The sequence below is a fragment of the Conexibacter woesei DSM 14684 genome (assembly GCF_000025265.1).
Taxonomy (GTDB): Bacteria; Actinomycetota; Thermoleophilia; order Solirubrobacterales; family Solirubrobacteraceae; genus Conexibacter; species Conexibacter woesei.
This window is the reverse complement of sequence record NC_013739.1, coordinates 1-16,533: the sequence shown is the minus strand read 5'-3', so window position 1 is coordinate 16,533 and position 16,533 is coordinate 1. Positions and strand designations below refer to the sequence as shown.

General features: G+C 71.2%; 13 protein-coding genes. 4 read left to right on the top strand and 9 right to left on the bottom strand.

Annotated elements, in window-relative coordinates:
* Positions 1–18 precede the first annotated feature (18 nt).
* From CWOE_RS00070 to CWOE_RS29895, 3 genes are read right to left on the bottom strand one after another with little or no spacing between them, the layout of a single operon-like run.
* Positions 19–531, bottom strand: a complete 513-nt coding sequence (locus CWOE_RS00070; RefSeq protein ID WP_012931502.1) for an FHA domain-containing protein — start codon at positions 529–531, stop codon at positions 19–21.
* Positions 532–535: 4 nt separating this feature from the next.
* Entirely contained in the window at positions 536–1,294 is a 759-nt protein-coding gene (locus tag CWOE_RS00065) for an FhaA domain-containing protein (protein ID WP_012931501.1), read from the bottom strand.
* A 26-nt stretch (positions 1,295–1,320) separates the two neighbouring features.
* Entirely contained in the window at positions 1,321–3,477 is a 2,157-nt protein-coding gene (locus CWOE_RS29895; protein WP_012931500.1) for a serine/threonine-protein kinase, read from the bottom strand.
* A gap of 223 nt (positions 3,478–3,700) precedes the next feature.
* Here CWOE_RS29895 and CWOE_RS00055 point away from each other — a divergent pair, with 223 nt between their 5' ends.
* From CWOE_RS00055 to CWOE_RS00040, 4 genes are all read left to right on the top strand, one after another.
* Positions 3,701–4,720, top strand: coding sequence for a hypothetical protein (locus CWOE_RS00055; protein ID WP_148260837.1), 1,020 nt, complete (start codon positions 3,701–3,703; stop codon positions 4,718–4,720).
* Between the two features lie 34 nt (positions 4,721–4,754).
* A complete protein-coding gene (locus CWOE_RS00050; RefSeq protein WP_012931498.1) occupies positions 4,755–5,291 on the top strand; it encodes a DUF4446 family protein in 537 nt (178 codons plus the stop codon).
* A 2-nt stretch (positions 5,292–5,293) separates the two neighbouring features.
* The gene (gene pheA, locus CWOE_RS00045) at positions 5,294–6,133 is read left to right on the top strand and encodes a prephenate dehydratase (RefSeq protein WP_012931497.1); all 840 of its coding nucleotides are present in this window, start codon (positions 5,294–5,296) and stop codon (positions 6,131–6,133) included.
* Between the two features lie 173 nt (positions 6,134–6,306).
* Entirely contained in the window at positions 6,307–6,795 is a 489-nt protein-coding gene (locus CWOE_RS00040) for an HNH endonuclease (RefSeq protein WP_012931496.1), read from the top strand.
* 367 nt (positions 6,796–7,162) lie between these two features.
* Here CWOE_RS00040 and gyrA read toward each other — a convergent pair whose 3' ends face one another.
* The 6 genes from gyrA to dnaA all read right to left on the bottom strand — a co-directional run bounded on the left by gyrA (position 7,163) and on the right by dnaA (position 16,454).
* A complete protein-coding gene (gene gyrA, locus CWOE_RS00035) occupies positions 7,163–9,814 on the bottom strand; it encodes a DNA gyrase subunit A (protein ID WP_012931495.1) in 2,652 nt (883 codons plus the stop codon).
* Between the two features lie 4 nt (positions 9,815–9,818).
* The gene (gyrB, locus tag CWOE_RS00030; protein WP_012931494.1) at positions 9,819–12,245 is read right to left on the bottom strand and encodes a DNA topoisomerase (ATP-hydrolyzing) subunit B; all 2,427 of its coding nucleotides are present in this window, start codon (positions 12,243–12,245) and stop codon (positions 9,819–9,821) included.
* Between the two features lie 171 nt (positions 12,246–12,416).
* Positions 12,417–12,734, bottom strand: coding sequence for a DUF721 domain-containing protein (locus tag CWOE_RS00025; protein ID WP_012931493.1), 318 nt, complete (start codon positions 12,732–12,734; stop codon positions 12,417–12,419).
* Entirely contained in the window at positions 12,731–13,843 is a 1,113-nt protein-coding gene (recF, locus tag CWOE_RS00020; protein WP_012931492.1) for a DNA replication/repair protein RecF, read from the bottom strand. Before recF ends, CWOE_RS00025 begins: the two co-directional genes overlap by 4 nt.
* An 11-nt stretch (positions 13,844–13,854) precedes the next feature.
* Positions 13,855–14,964 (bottom strand): DNA polymerase III subunit beta, encoded by a 1,110-nt coding sequence (dnaN, locus tag CWOE_RS00015; RefSeq protein ID WP_012931491.1) that lies wholly within the window; start codon positions 14,962–14,964, stop codon positions 13,855–13,857.
* A 128-nt stretch (positions 14,965–15,092) separates the two neighbouring features.
* Positions 15,093–16,454 carry a chromosomal replication initiator protein DnaA gene (dnaA, locus tag CWOE_RS00010; RefSeq protein WP_012931490.1) on the bottom strand — a complete coding sequence of 454 codons (1,362 nt, stop codon included), beginning with the start codon at positions 16,452–16,454 and terminating at the stop codon, positions 15,093–15,095.
* Positions 16,455–16,533 lie beyond the last annotated feature (79 nt).

The window sequence follows — 16,533 nt, the reverse complement described above, 5'->3', positions numbered from 1 at the left end:
GGCGGGGGGGTCATGTGGTCAGTCCTGAAGGTACGAGAACTCGCTGTCGCCGATCCGGATCCGGTCGCCGTGGTGCAGCGGCTGGATCCCGCGCAACGGCTCCTCGTTGAGGTAGGTGCCGTTGGTCGAGCCGAGGTCCTCGAGCACCAGCACGCTGCCCTGCCGTTCGATCCGCGCGTGGTGGCTGGAGGCGAACGGATCCTCGAGCCTGATCTCGACGTCGCCGCGGCCGAGCGTGACGCCGCGTGCCAGATCGTAGGCGATCCCGTCCGGATGCCCCGCCGCGCGCTCGACCACGAGGCGCGGCTCGCCGTCCCCGATCGCGTCGCCGAGCAGGTCGTCGGCGGCGTTGTGCATCGCGGTCGCGTCGGCCGCGGGAGCGGCCGCGTGCATCTCCGCGACCGCCGCGTCTCCGCCGGCCTGCGCGCGCCGCAGGTCCTTCAGCGAGCTGCGCACGATCCACAGCAGGAACAGGTAGAGGACCGCGAGAAAGCCCAGCTTGAGCGCGACGGAGGCTGGTTCGAGCGTCATCGGGCTACTCCAGCTCGAACGTCAGCAGCGTCGTGCCGATCTCGACGCGGTCGCCGGAGCGCAGCAGCTGCGCCTGCTCGATCCGCGTGCCGTTCACGGTCACGCCGTTGGTCGAGCCGAGGTCGTGGATCATCCAGCCGTCGCCGCGCGGTCGCACCTCGGCGTGCTTGCGCGAGACGTTCGCGTCGCCCAGCACGACGTCGCAGTCGCGACTGCGACCGATCGTCGCCCCCGCGGGGCCGACGACCATCCGCTTCCCGTCGGTGACCAGCAGCGCCGTGGAGGCGCGCTGCCGTGCGCGCTCCTCCAGCGGCTCCTGCAGCCGCTCGGCGGCGCTGTAGACCATCGTGTGCCCGGATTCGCCCTGCGACGGGACCGCGGCCGGCTCCGCCGCGGACTTCACGAGCCGCGCCTGGATGCCGAACTCTCCGAGCCGCAGACGGTCGTCGGTGCGGAACTCGATCAACGGCCGCGACATCAGCGCGAATCTCTCGCGCCGCGCGTGCTCCAGCAGGTACCCGCCCAGCTCCTGCACCAGCTCGCCCTCGAGGTCGGCGAACCTCTCCCGGTCGGCAGGCGAGAGGTAGACGGCGTACTCGTTCGGGACGTAGACGCGCGAGACCGAGAGCGACTTGTGCTCCTCCATCTCGCGGGCGAGCTTGCGCGCGATCTCGACCGGCCGCACCTCGGACCGGAAGGCACGGCTGAACGTGCCCTCGACGAGGCCGGCGATCTTGCTTTCGAGGCTCTTGAAGACGCTCATACGGTGCGCCAGGGCGCGTTTCCATGCTACGGCAGTGCCTCTGGATCGGCTGCCGGCCACCGTCGCCGGCCCACGCCGGGGGCCGCGACGACCCCGCCGCCGGCCCGCGGCACGTCGTTCTCGTCGTGACGGCGCGCGCGAGCGGCACGAACCGCGCGGGCGGCTATCGCGACGAAGACGGCAGCGGCGGCGCCGAGCGCCGCGCCACGGGGGTCGGGATGCGGCACGCGCCCGTCGAGCGTGCCGCCGATCGCGGACGCGCCGGCGGCCAGCGCGGCTGCCCACAGCGTCGCGGCGATCAGGTCGATCGCGGCGCGGCGGCCGCGCACGAGCCACGGCAGCACCGCCGCGCCGGCGGCCCACAGCGCGGCGGTCGCGAGCATCCCCGACTCCAACAGCGGGCGCAGCGCATGGTCGATCGCGCCGTCGAGCGAGTCGTCCCAGCGCGGCAGCGGCTGCGTCCCTCTCGCACGGCCGTAGAACAGCGTCGTGCGCGCCAGCGGCTCGGCGAGCGCCAGCAGCCAGAAGCCGAGCGCGCCGAGCGCGGCGCGGCGCCAGACGGTGCGCGCCTGCCCGGCGACCGCGGGATAGGCGCCGGCGAGCATCGCGGCGCCGAGCAGCGGCGCCGCGAACGGCAGCGACCAGCTGCGGCCGCCGAAGGGCAGCAGCGGCGGGATCACAGCGACGCCGGCGGCGACGACGAGCGCCGTGCCGGGCGCGCCGGCCGGTCCCGCGAGCCAGCTCAGCAGCACCGCCACGCAGGCGAGCCAGCCGATCCGCGGCAGCAGCCCGACCGCGACCGCCGCCAGCGCGCCGGCGAGCAGCGGGCTCGGCACCGTCACGTCGGCAGCGACCGGCACGACCGAGAGCCCGACGGCGACGACCGCGCCGCCGGCGAGGCCCGGCAGCGCATGGCCGAGCAGCAGCGGCGAGCGCATCCGCCGCTGGCCCGGGGCCACAGCACGGCCGTCCACGTCCTCGAAGCGCTCGTCGCCCGCGTCACGGCCGCGAAACAGCCCGCGTCGCCCGCCGGCGCCGTCCCCATCGCGACGGCCAAGCAGCCCACGCCGCTCGCCTGCAGCGCCCGCGCGGTCCGCCTCGCGCGTCGCCGCCCCACGGCGGTCGTGCACCGTCCACGCGCCCGCTCCGGCGCCCAGCTCGGCGGCGACCTCGGCCAGCTCCTGCTCGCGCGAGCGGCGGCGCCAGCCCTGCCGGCCGCGCTCGGCGACCTGCGTCACCGCCGTCGCGAACCGCTCGACGTGCGGTGCCTCGACGGTCCCGGGCTCGTCGCCGAGCTGCGGCAGCGCCGCTCTCAGCGCGCGGTGCAGGTGCGCGACGGTGCCGCGCTCGCCGGGCCGCGGCAGCAGCGCGCGGTCGATCGCGTCGCACAGATCGGGCGGCAGATCGCGCCGCTGGCGCTCCAGCGGCGGCAGCGTCGCGCCGAGCCGGCGCGCGGTCGCGACCGCCGTCCCGCCACGAATCGGGTTGACGCCGCTGAGCGCCTCGTAGAGCACGAGCGCGGCGGCGTAGAGGTCGGCGGGCGCGCCGGCCTCTCTCCCCTCCGCCTGCTCGGGCGCCATGTACGCGAGCGTGCCGACGACGTCGCCCGTGCGCGTCAGCGCGTCGCCGCCGGCGCCCTCGACGATCCGCGCGACGCCGAAGTCGGTCAGCTTCGCGACCGGTCCGCCGGCGTGCGGGGCGTCCGGCACGAGCACGTTCGACGGCTTCACGTCGCGGTGCACGACGCCTTGCGCATGGGCGTGGGCCAGCCCCTGGCAGAGCGCGATCCCGACCTCGGCGACGTCGCGGTCCGACAGCGCGCCCTCCGCCAGCAGCTCCGCGAGCGTGCCGCCGCGGACCAGCTCGGTGACGAGATAGGTGCTGCCGTCCTCCGTGCCCGCCTCGTAGAGCGTCACGATCGCCGGGTGGGCGAGCCGTGCGGCGGCACGCGCCTCCTGCTCGGCGCGGCCGGAGGCGTGGTCGAGCGCGATCGCCTTGACGGCGACGTCGCGGGCGAGCCGCTCGTCGTGCGCGAGCCAGACAGTGCCGAACGCGCCCGCGCCGAGTTGGCGCAGCAGCCGGTAGCGCTCGAGCACGAGCGGCGCCGCGTCCGGCGGACGCGGCCCTTCGCCGCGCAGGCGCACGGTCGATGCGTCGCCGCCGGTCACGTTGCGGTGTTCCACGTCTTGCAGGCTCTCCCTGCCGTGTGTCGAACCCCGTGCGGGGGCATGGCTCCCGGATGTCCGGCCGTACGTCCGGTCATACTGATCGTTCCGGTTTTCGCAAGGAGCATGATTTTTGTCGTTCTTCGACGAGGCTGACGAGCCGCGCACAACGCCCCGGCCACGCCGCGCTCCGTCCGGGGGCGGCAGCCGCCGACCGCCGACCGACGAGCAGACCCTGCTCGTGCGGCGTCTCGTGGCCGCCGGAGCCGTGGTCGTCGTCCTCGTCCTGATGGTGGTGCTGGTGCGCGGATGCGTGGGCAGCAGACGAGAGCAGGCCCTGAAGGATTACAACCGCGACGTCCGGACGCTTGTCCAGCAGTCCGTCAGATCGGTCAGCGACCGTCTCTTCGAGACGCTCTCGGGCGCCGGCGGCCAGCAGGCGGAGCAGGTCAACGAGGCGATCAACCAGCTCCGCGTCGTCGCCGAAGATCAGCTGCAGCAGGCCGAGGCGCTCGACGTGCCGGGCTCCGCCAAGGAGGCGCAGAGCGATCTGGAGCTGGTGCTGTCGCTGCGCCACGACGGCGTCAGAGAGATCGCTGAGCAGATCCAGACGGCGCTCGGAAACTCGCCGCAGTCGGGCGCCGCTGTCGACGCGATCACCGCGCAGATGCAGGCGTTCAACGCCTCCGACGTCGTCTACTCGCAGCGCGTCGCGCCGCTGATCCTGAAGGCGCTCAAGGACGACGGCATCGCCGCCAGCTACGACGGCACCGCCGGCGAGCAGGTCGCGCCGTACTCGCAGTTCCTCCCGAACGTCAGCTGGATGGACGCCTCGAACGTCGCGAGAGCGCTCGGCACCAGCAGCGCCAGCGCCGACGAGACCGGCAGACCGGCTCCGGGCCTGCACGGCCACCAGATCGACTCCGTCAGCGTCGGCGGCACCGCACTGGAACCGGGCACGTCGGTGACACTGCCCGCCAGCCCGGCGCCGACGTTCGAGGTCGCGTTCACCAACGGCGGCGAGCACGACGAGCAGAACGTCAGAGTCGTCGTCGAGATCTCCGTCGGCGGCGCGACGCCGCTGAGAGCGGAGACGACCGTGCCCTCGACGACCGCGGGCGAGCCCGCGACCGCCAACGTCGAGTTCAGAGAATCGCCGCCGACCACCGGCGCCGCCGAGGTCAGAGTCACGATCGAGCCCGTCCCGGGCGAGGAGGGACTCGACAACAACACCGCGACGTACACCGCGCTCTTCGAGTGAGCGCGGGATCCTCGGCAGAGCCTCGGGCGCGATCGTGGACGAGCTGACCAGCACGACAGGCATCGTGGCGATCGCCGGCTGTGCCGTCGCGGTCATCGCGCTCGGCGTCGCCAGCTCGGTCGCGGTCGCGCTGCGGCGCGTCCGGCGCGACCAGCGCGCGGTCCTCGGCGAGGGGATGCGCGCAACCGACCTCGTCTCCCACGCGGCGGGTCTGGAGCGCGAGTACCGCGCGCTGCACGCGTTCGTCGAGGAGGCGGCCGGGCGCCTGCACGAGCGGATGGGCGCGGCCGAGGCGCGGCTGGACGGCGCGATCGCCTACCACGCGCTCGTGCGCTACGACGCCTACGGCGAGATGTCCGGCCACCAGTCGACGTCGATCGCGCTGCTCGACGCGCAGCGCAACGGCGTCGTGCTGTCGTCGATCATGCACCGCGACGCCGCGCGGCTCTACGCCAAGCAGGTGCACCGCGGTCGCGGCGAGCTGGAGCTGTCGCCGGAGGAGGCCGAGGCGGTGCGGCTCGCGCTCGAGCCCGACGACGCCGACCTCGACGCCGGTCCGCGCGGGCGCTAGCGATGCGCGTCGGCTATCTCGGCCCGGAGGGCACGAACTCCCACGAGGCGCTGCTGGCCGCGCTCGGCGGCGAGCAGCACGAGCAGGTGCCGCTGCCGACGATCTACGACTGCGTCGTCGCGGTGCAGGAGCTGGAGGTCGACCGCGCCTTCGTGCCGATCGAGAACGCGATCGAGGGGTCGGTCAACGCGGTGCTCGACGCGCTCGCGGTCGACGCCGAGCAGGTGCGGATCGTCGGCGAGGCGATCCATCCGATCCACACGTGCCTGATCGCACCGGCGCCGATCGAGCTGAGCGCGATCGAGACGGTCCTCTCGCACCCGCAGGCCAACGGCCAGTGCGCGCACTTCCTGCGCACGCGGCTGCCGCAGGCGCGGGTGCTGGCGGCCAGCTCCACGGCCGAGGCGGTGCGCGCGGTCGCCGAGGGCGACGCCGGCCCCAACGCCGCGGCGCTCGGCAGCCGCCTCGCCGCCGAGCAGTACGGCTGCGAGATCCTGCGCGCGGGCGTCGACGACGTCGCCGGCAACGAGACCCGCTTCGTCTGGCTCGCGCCCGAGGGGACGTCGGCCGGCGAGCACGGGCCGTGGAAGACGGCGATCGTCTTCTGGGGCGTCGGTGCCGAGGCCCCGGGTTGGCTGGTGCGCTGCCTGTCGGAGTTCGCCTTCCGCGGCGTCAACCTGACGCGGATCGAGTCGCGCCCGCGCAAGCAGGGCCTCGGCCGCTACATGTTCTTCCTCGACCTCGAGGGAAGCGAGGAAGAAGGGCCCGTCGCCGAGGCGCTGACCGCCCTGCGGGGGCACACCGAGCACCTGCGCGTGCTCGGATCGTTCCCGGCCGCGTGAGCCGTCACGACACCGGGAAGCAGCGCGACGGGCCGCAAACGGCTGGTCACAAACCCCGCGGTACGGCCCGCTACACTTGCCGATCAGCGGTTATGGCCACCTTGGTACCACCAGCGCAAGCCGGGTCCGCGTCGCCTCTGGAGCACCAGCGACGCGGGCGTGATGGTGGCCGGGTGCTCGTCCTCAATGCGACCTTCGAGCCGATCAACGTCTGCTCGGTCCGGCGCGCCGTCGTCCTGCTGCTGAAGGCGAAGGCGGAGATGCTGGAGCACGGCGAGTACCACCTGCACTCCGGCAGCTCGACGGTGCCGAGGCCGATGGTGATCCGCCTCGTCAGCTACGTCCGCGTCCCGCGCGACACGCACCGTCGCAAGATCACCCGTAGGGCGGTCTTCGCCCGCGACGACTGGACCTGCCAGTACTGCGGCTCGCGCGGCAACCTGACCGTCGACCACGTGATCCCCCGCTCGAAGGGCGGCGGATCGACGTGGGACAACATCGTCGCCTCGTGCGCGCCGTGCAATCGCCGCAAGGGCGACTCGCTGCCCAACCAGGCCGGCATGGTGCCGAAATCGACGCCGCGCACCCCGGGCCCGAACGTCTTCATCCAGGTCGCCAGCCCGACGATCCCGCGCGCCTGGCAGCAGTACCTGGCCTTCTAGCGAAGGCTTGCGAGTTCCACGCCAGGTCGCGGGCGCGGCGCACCGCCCGGGGGAACTCGCGGGCAGCCGGTCCGGCCTCACGTCGTACGACCCAGAACGCACGGAGGGCGCCTCGACAGGGCGCCCTCCGCTTCATTCTGTGGCTAAACATGCCCTCGACCGGCTTGATGTGTCAGGGCCAGTGGGACCAGTCCTGGCACCAGTCGAGGTGGTGTCTCGGTGTGGACTCCGCTAGGCGGGGTCAGCCATCCGACCTAGTGGCCGGACACCTCCAGGGTCCCGCAAAAACTGTCAGACAACTTCGGACCACCTCCTTTCTCTGGTCCGCTCAGAGTAGCGGACCAGCAGGACGCGCAGAAGTCCTCGATCAGACTTCTGCGTCGCCCTCGGAGGAGGAGTCGCCGTCGGCCGGCGGCTCGTCCCCGTCATCGCCCTGCGGCGCATCCGACGCGTCGGATGCTGGCGCGCCGCCGTCCGCGCCGGCTCCGTCGGCGTCGACCGCGACGACGCCACCGCCCTCGACGCCGTCCGCGCCGAGCTCCAGCTCGAGCGCCTCATCGGCCTCCGCGGTGTCGGACTCGACCACGAGCGCGATCGCGCGGACGCTGTCGTCCTCGCGCACGTTCATGACCTTGACGCCCTGCGACGCGCGGCCGTAGCGGTTGATGCCACGCACGCCGGTCCGCTGGACCATGCCGTTCTGGGAGATGAAGACGAGCTCCTGGTGCTCGCGCACGACGAGCGCGCCGGCGAGCCCGCCGCGCGCCTCGGTCAGTCTGATCGTTCTGACGCCCTTCGCGCCGCGCGCGGTCTTGCGGTATTCGTCGATCCGCGTGCGCTTGCCGAAGCCGTTCTCGGTGATCACGAGCAGGTCCTGGTCGTCGCGCGCGATGTCCATCGCGATGACCTCGCCGCTGTCACCGACGTCCATCCCGCGCACGCCGCTGGTGTCGCGACCCATCGAGCGAGCGTCCTGCTCGCTGAAGCGGACGGTCAGCCCGGCGCGCGAGACGATGATGACCTCGTCGCCCTCGTCGACCCGGCGCACGGCGACCAGCTCGTCGTCGTCGCGGATCTTGATCGCGATGATGCCGTCGGCCTTGATCGGCGTGTTGTACGCCTGCAGCTCGGTCTTCTTGACCGTGCCCTTGCGGGTCGCGAACAACAGGTACGGCGCCTCGGAGAAGTCACGCGTCGAGAGGACGGACTGGACCCGCTCGCCTTCGCGCAACGGCAGGATGTTGACGAGCGCGCGCCCCTTCGCGGTGCGCGACGCCTCGGGCAGCTCGTACACCTTCGAGCGGTAGACCTTGCCGCGGTTCGTGAAGAACAGCAGGAAGTCGTGCGTCGAGGTCACGAACAGGTGCTCGATGTAGTCGCCGTCCTTCATGTCCATCCCGGTCACACCGACGCCGCCGCGTCGCTGCTGGCGGTAGGTGGCGAGCGGCAGGGACTTGATGTAGCCCGTCTTCGTGATCGTGATGACCATCTGCTGGTCGGCGATCAGGTCCTCGATGTCGATCTCGCCCTCGGCGTAGGAGATCGCGGTGCGGCGCTCGTTGCCGTACGCGTCGGAGATCTCCTGCAGCTCCTCCTTGATGATCGCCATCTGGCGGTCTTCGTCGCCGAGGATCTCGCGCAGCTCGCGGATCCGCTCCATCAGGTCGGCGTGCTCCTGTCTGAGCTTGTCGACCTCGAGCGCCGTGAGGCGGCCGAGCGTCATCTGCAGGATCGCCTCGGCCTGCCGCTCGCTCAGCTCGAATCTGTTGACGAGGTTGATGCGGGCCTGCTCGCGATCGGACGATCTGCGGATGATCGCGATGACCTCGTCGATGTTCGCCTGCGCGATCAGGAGGCCTTCGAGGATGTGAGCGCGATCCTCGGCCCGGCGCAGCTCGTACTTCGTCCGGCGGACGATCACCTCGCGCTGGTGGTCGACGTAGCGCCCGATGACCTCGCGCAGCGAGAGCGTCTTCGGCACGTTGTCGACGAGCGCGACCATGTTCACGCCGAACGTCGTCTGCATCGGCGTGTGCTTGTAGAGCTTGTTCAGCACCACCTTCGGCAGCACGTCGCGCTTCAGCTCGATCACGAAGCGCATGCCGTGACGGTCTGACTCGTCGCGCAGGTCGGTGATCTCGGGGATCTTCTTCTCGTGGACGAGGTCCGCGATCTTCTGGATCAGCCCGCCGTCGCCGCCCTTCTTGACCTGGTACGGCAGCTCGGTGACGACGATTGCCTCTTTGCCCTGCGAGAGCGGCTCGATGTGCGCACGCGCCTGCACGCGCACGCGGCCGCGGCCGGTCGCGTAGGCGTCGCGGATGCCGCCGACGCCGAGGATGATGCCGCCGGTCGGGAAGTCCGGGCCTCTGATGTGCTGCATCAGCCCGTCGACGTCGATCTCGGGGTTCTCGATGTACGCGATCGTCGCGGCGATCGTCTCTCTGAGGTTGTGCGGCGGGATGTTCGTCGCCATCCCGACGGCGATGCCGGACGAGCCGTTGACGAGCAGGTTCGGGAAGCGCGCCGGGAGGACCAGCGGCTCCTGGTTCTTGCCGTCGTAGTTGGGCCCGAAGTCGACGGTGTCCGCGTCGATGTCGCGGAGCATCTCGGTGGCGATCCTCGCCAGCCGCGCCTCGGTGTACCGCATCGCGGCCGCCGGGTCGTCGTCGACCGAGCCGAAGTTCCCCTGCCCGTCGACGAGCAGGTGGCGCATCGAGAAGTCCTGCGCCATCCGCACGAGCGTGTCGTAGATCGACGCGTCGCCGTGCGGGTGGTACTTGCCCATCACCTCGCCGACGATGCGGGAGGACTTCGCGCGCGGGCGGTTGGGCTGCACGCCCATCTCGTTCATCGCGAAGAGCACGCGACGGTGGACGGGCTTCAGGCCATCGCGGACGTCGGGCAGGGCGCGCCCGACGATGACGGACATCGCGTAGTCGAGATACGCCGAGCGCATCTCCTCCTCGAGCGCGCGCGGCTCGATGTTGCCGCCGCTGAGCTGATCGGTAGCGCTCATCTATCTACACATCCAGGTTGGTCACGAGGCTTGCGTTCTCCTCGATGAAGTTGCGCCGCGGCTCCACCTGGTCGCCCATCAGCATCGAGAAGACGCGCTCGGCGGCGGCGGCGTCCTCCATCGTCACGCGGGCGAGCGTGCGGGTCGCGGGGTCCATGGTCGTCTCGCGCAGCTGCTCGGCGTTCATCTCCCCGAGCCCCTTGAAGCGGTTGATCTCGACGCCCCGCCCGGCCATGTCCATGACTCTCGAGCGCAGCTCATCGAACGAGACTGCGGTCTCGCGGTGATCGCCGAGGCGGATGTCGAACGGCGGCGTGCCGACCGCCTGCACCAGCTGGTCGTGAACGCGCGCGAGCTGGCGGTACTCGTTCGCCTGCAGCATCGCGCGGCGCACGTGGCGGGTGCGGGCGTGGCCGGTCTTGCGCTCGATCGAGCGCACCGTCAGCTCGACCTCGTCCTCGCCCACCAGCTCGACGCTGAAGGCCGCGCCATCCGCCTCAGGCTGCCGGAGCAGCCTTGCGAGTGCGCCCTCGTCGGTCACATTCGCCTCGAGGATCCCGGACTCGTGGAGGAAGTCGACGACGTCGTGGCTCGACAGCGCGCGCAGCGCCGACGCCCAGCCGCCGTACTGCTTCAGCAGCCGCGTGAAGCGCTTCCAGCGCGCCTCCGTCAGCCTCGTCTCCGCGCCCGTGCGGTCGAAGATGCTGAATCTCTCCAGCTTGTCCGACAGCAGCATCTCCTCCAGCTCGGAGTCCTTCTCGATGTAGCGCTCGTTCTTGCCCTGCTTGAGCTTGTAGAGCGGCGGCTTGGCGATGTAGATGAAGCCGGCGTCGATCAGCGGCATCATCTCGCGGAACAGCAGCGTCAGCACGAGCGTGCGGATGTGCGCGCCGTCGACGTCGGCGTCCGTCATCAGGATGATCTTGTGGTAGCGCGCCTTCTCGAGGTCGAAGTCGTCGCGCACGCCGGTGCCGATCGCGGTGATCAGCGCCTGGACCTCGTTGTTGCCGAGCACCTTGTCGATGCGGGCGCGCTCGACGTTGAGGATCTTGCCGCGCAGCGGCAGGATCGCCTGCGTCGAACGGTCGCGGCCCTGCTTCGCGGAGCCGCCGGCGGAGTCGCCCTCGACGATGAAGATCTCCGACAGCGCCGGGTCCTTCACCGAGCAGTCGGCGAGCTTGCCCGGCAGGCGCGAGTTCTCGAGCGCGGACTTGCGCCGCGTCAGGTCGCGCGCCTTGCGCGCGGCGGAGCGCGCCTGCGCGGCCTGGACCGCCTTGAGGATCACCGAGCGCGCGTCCTGCGGGTTCTCCTCGAGGAACTCGTCGAGGCCCTTGTTGACGATCGACTCGGTGAAGCCCTGCATGCCCGGGTTACCGAGCTTCGTCTTCGTCTGGCCCTCGAACTGGGGCTCGGCCAGCTTGGCGGAGATGACCGCCGTCAGGCCTTCGCGCACGTCCTCGCCGGCGAGGTTGGCGTCTCTCTCCTTGAGGAAGCCCTTCTCGCGCGCGTACTTGTTGATCGTGCGCGTGAGCGCCGAGCGGAAGCCGGAGAGGTGCGAGCCGCCCTCGTGCGTGTTGATGTTGTTCGCGAACGAGAAGACGGACTCCTGGTAGGAGGAGTTCCACTGCATCGCGACCTCGACCGCACCCTCGTCGCTCTCGCTGGAGAAGTAGACGATCTTTCTCTGGACAGGGTCCTTGTTCTCGTTCAGGTACGCGACGAAATCCTGGATGCCGCCGTCGTACTGGAACTCGACGTGTCTTCTCTCGCCGCGCTCGTCGGTCAGCGAGATTCTCAGACCTCTCGTCAGGAACGCCGTCTCGCGCAGCCGCTCTTCGAGCGTCGTGAAGTCGAAGTCGAGCGACTCCATGATCTCGTCGTCGGGCAGGAACGTGATCGTCGTGCCGGTCTCGCTCGTCGCCTCGCCTCTCTCGAGCTGACCCTGCGGCGCGCCGCGGACGTAGTCCTGCGACCACGCGAAGCCGTCGCGGAAGATCTCGACTCTGAGCTGCTCGGAGAGCGCGTTGACGACCGATACGCCGACGCCGTGGAGACCGCCGGAGACCTTGTATCCGCCGCCGTCGCCGAACTTGCCGCCGGCGTGCAGGACGGTCAGCACGACCTCGACGGCCGGCTTGCCCTCCTTCTCCATCATCGCGACCGGTATCCCGCGGCCGTTGTCGACGACCGTGATCGAGTTGTCCGGGTGGATCGTGACGTCGACCGCGCTCGCATGGCCGGCGAGGGCCTCGTCGACCGAGTTGTCGACGACCTCGTAGACGAGGTGATGCAGACCGCGGATGCCGGTCGAGCCGATGTACATGCCGGGACGCTTGCGGACCGCCTCGAGACCTTCGAGGACGGTGATGTCCTGTGCGTCGTAGCTGGGCGAGGGGGTCGGCTTGTCAGCCGCGGGCTTGTCGGTGGCCAACGATCCTCCGATGACGTTGCAACGCCCCGGACGCGCTGCAAGAGCGACACTCCGAGGCGTGAGAGGCAGGTGAAGCACAGGATAGCACAGCGCGCCGGCCCGCTCGCCCCCTCACGCGTGATGAAATCCCTGCAAATCGGCGAAAAACTTAGGAGCGGAGATGCGTCCGCTTCACGTCCTTCGCAAACCTTCCCGCGCACCGGTCACGCAACGCAGCCGCTTGACCGCCGGCCGGCCGATCGAGGCGTTGAGCTTTTCGATCAGCATCGGCGCCATCAGATCGAGCTCCTGCGCCCAGACGGCCGCCGCGCAGGCGATCGTGACCGTCCCGCCGCGCTCGCTCACGGGCGCCGCCTCGCGCGCGATCGCCTCCCCCGCGACGGCCGGCCAGGCGCGCTGCACCTCGGCCAGCAGCGTCGCCGGCGCCAGCGACGCCTGCAGCGCGCCGAGCGCCTCGCCGAGCGGTCGCGGCGCGCGTCGTCTGCTCACGCCGCGCGCTCCGTCTGAGCGTCGGCGCCGACCACGCCGTCGCGGACGCTCAGACGCGTCACGTCCGCGCCCTCCGCCCCGGGCACGTGTTCGAGGTCGGTCGTCGTGATCACGCTCTGCCCGACGCCGCGCAGCAGCTCGACGAGCCGGCCGCGGCGCTCTCTGTCCAGCTCGCTCATGACGTCGTCGAGCAGCATCACGGGCACGGCGTCGCGCGTCGCCGCGATCGCCTCCCGCTCGGCCAGCAGCAGCGCGAGCAGCGTCAGCCGCTGCTGGCCCTGGGAGCCGTATGCGCGCAGCTCCCGTCTCTCGCGCGTGAGCGCGAGGTCGTCGCGGTGCGGACCGTGCTGCGTGAAGCCGCGTTCGAGGTCGCTCGCGTGCCGCTCCGCCAGCTCCTCCTCCAGACCGCCGGCGTCCGCCGCTCTCGACCGCGGCCGGTAGGCGACGGCGGGATCGCCGTCGAGGCCCAGCTCGCCCGCGATCGTGCCGAAGCGCGTCTGCACCGACTCGATCGCCGCGGCGCGATCGGCCATCAGCGCGACTCCGTGGCGCGCCAGCTCGCGGTCCCACGCCGGCAGCGACGCCGCGGAGGCGCCGCCCGCGCGGATCCGCGCGACGAGCGCGTTCCGCTGCGCCAGCGCCTGTGCATAGGCGCGGCGGGTCGCCGCCCGCGCGGGCCACAGCGCGGCGACGACCTGGTCGATGTGCGCGCGCCGCAGCGACGGCGTGCCCTTCACCAGCTCCAGCCGATCGGGCAGAAAGACGCTGACGAGCGGTCGGCCGGGGACGTCGAGCAGGCGCTCGACGCGGACGCCGTCGGCCATCAGACGCTTCGGCTGCCCCGACTCGAACGCGACGCTCAGCTCGTGCGCGCCGTCGTCGGCCTCTGTCATGACCACGACGCGCGTCACCTGCTCGCCGAAGCGGACCAGCTCGCGGTCGTTGGTCGTCCGCGCCGACCGGCCCGTGCAGCCGAAGTAGAGCGCGTCGAGCAGGTTCGTCTTGCCGGCGCCGTTGCGGCCGGAGACGACCGTCAGTCCGGCGCCCAGCTCCACCTCGGCGGTCGGGTAGCTGCGGAAGTTGCGCAGTGCGAGGCGCACGATCCGCATGTCGCCGTCCGTTACACGTTCAGGCGGATCGGCATGATCAGGTAGAGGAAGCCGCCGTCCTCCGCCGACTGGATCAGGCCGGGCCGCAGCGGGCTGATGAGCTTCAGCATGACGTCGCCGGAGCCGACCGACTCGAGTCCGTCGCGCAGGAAGTCCGGGTTGAAGCCGATCTCGAACGGCTCGCCCTGGAAGGCGACCGGCAGCGACTCTCTCGCCTCGCCGATGTCGGGCGTCTGTGCAGAGACCGTCAGCTCGCCGGGCGCGAACGACAGCCGCAGTGGCGCGTTCTTCTGCGCCAGCAGGCTGATGCGGCGCACGACGTCGGTGACCTCGCTGCCGGTGATCGTCAGCTCGTGCTCGTAGCTGTCGGGCAGCAGCTGGCGGTAGTTGGGGAACTGGCCCTCGATCAGCCGCGAGGACAGCACGACCTCGCCGATCTGGAAGACGACCTGGTTCTGCCGCACGCCGACGCTCAGCTGCTCGCCGTCGATCTGCTGCACGAGCCGCGCGAGCTCCTGCAGCGCGCGCGCCGGGACGTTCGCCTCGAAGCCGCCGACGAGCGGCTCCTCCAGCGTCGTCTCCTTGACGCTGAGGCGGTAGGAGTCGGTCGCGACCATCCGCAGCTCACGCTCGCTGGCCGAGACCATGATGCCGGTCAGGACCGGGCGCGTCTCGTCGCGGGAGGCGGAGTTGGCGACGCGCAGGACGGTCTCGACGAACGCCTTCGCCGGAACGCTCACGACGCCCTCGGACTCCGGCTCGGGGAATGGCGGGAAGTCCTCGGCGCGCAGCGTGCGGATGTGGAACTGCGCGTTGCCGGCGACCAGCTCGACGTCCTGCTCGGCGGGCCGCAGCTCGAGCGTCGCGGTCGGTCCCGAGAGCGAGCGCACGACGTCGACGATCAGACGCGCCGGGAGTACGACGGAGCCCTCGCGCTCGATCTCGGCGGGGAGCGGGACGCGGAGACCGACCTCCATGTCGGTGGCGCGCAGCTCGACCCGCCCACCCGCGGCGATCAGCTGGACGCCGGAGAGCGCCTGGATCGCGCCGCGCGTCGAGGCGACGCGGCTGACGGTCTGAAGCTGGGCGAGCAGTTCCTCGCGCGCGGCCGAGATCTTCACGATGGATACCTCGAGATAAGAAAGTTCTTCGTCATAGGCAGGGAGGAGATGTGCAGAAGTCGTCGAAAAGGCCGCACGGTGCGGGCAGGCTGCGCACAACGGCGCATGCCCGAAGGGTCAACAGTCTGTCAGGAACCCCGGTCGGCATCGGGCTGCTGGAGGCGGGCCGTCAGCGCCCGCACGAGCTCGTAGGCCTCGGCGTCGGCGGCTATCCGCTCGCTGGCGCGTCTGCACGCGTGCATCACGGTCGTGTGGTTGCGGCCGCCGAAGGCGCGGCCGATCGCGGGCAGCGTCTCGTCGGTCAGCTCGCGCGCGAGGTACATCGCGACCTGACGGGCCCAGGCGACGCGGGCGCTGCGGTCCGGCGAGCGCAGCGCTTCGGGCGAGACGCCGAGGCGCTCGCACGTCGCCTCCTGGATCTCGGCGAGCGTCCGCTGCTGCGGTCTCGCACCGGGGTAGAGGCCGTCGAGCACGTGCGTGACGAGCGCGCGGTCGATCGGTCTGCCCGTCAGCGAGTGGAACGCGACGACCCGGATCAGCGCGCCCTGGAGCGCGCGGATGTTCGTCGTGATGCGGTCGGCGATCGGCTCGATCGCGTCGGGCGAGGCGAGCTGGACGCCGTCGTGCTGGACGCGCTTGCGCAGGATCGTCATGCGCGTCGCGAGGTCGGGGGCGCGGATGTCGGTGACGAGTCCGGACTCGAACCGCTCGCGCAGCCGCTCGGCGAGCGCGTTCATGTCGCGCGGCATGCGGTCGCACGTGACGACGAGCTGGCTGCCGGTCTCGTAGAGCGCGTTGAACGTGTGGAAGAACTCCTCCTCCGTCTTCGCCTTGCTCTGGAGGAACTGGACGTCGTCGATCAGGAGGATGTCGGTGTCGCGGTAGCGCCGCTTGAACTCCTCGACGGAGCTCGATCTGAGCGCGGTGATGAAGCGGTTCGTGAACGCCTCGATCGTCGTGTAGCGGACGGTCATCCCGTCGCCGTAGGAGCGCACGTAGTTGGCGATCGCGTGCAGCAGGTGGGTCTTGCCGAGGCCGGGCGGACCGTAGATGAAGAGCGGGTTGTACGCCTGCCCCGGCAGTTCGGCGACGGCGAGCGCCGCCGCGTGGGCGAGGCGGTTGCCGTCGCCGATGACGAACTGGTCGAACGTGTACTTGGGGTTGAAGCTCTCGTCGGCCTTCGCCTCGGACGGGCGCGGCGGCGGGGCGGCGGGCCGCGCGTCGGCCTCCGCCGGGAGCGGGGCGTCCAGCGGGACGACGACGATCGTCGTCGCCGGGCTGATGACGGCGGCTGCGCAGGTCTGCAGGACGCGGGCGAAGCGGTCCGCGACCCACGTGCGGATCTCCTCGGGCGCGCCGACCATCAGGACGTCGCCGTCGAGCGAGCGCGCCTTCAGCGGCGCGAGCCAGAGGTGATACGTCGAGTCGGTGACGGCACGCCGGAGCTCGGCTTGGATCTGGGACCAGGTGTGCTCGAGCTGCGTGTGCACAGGCGTCGTCGGCCGACTCCTCGTCGGAAGGTGGGGAGGGGGATGGAGGGGCCGCAAGACCCCGGCGGGGCGGCGAATA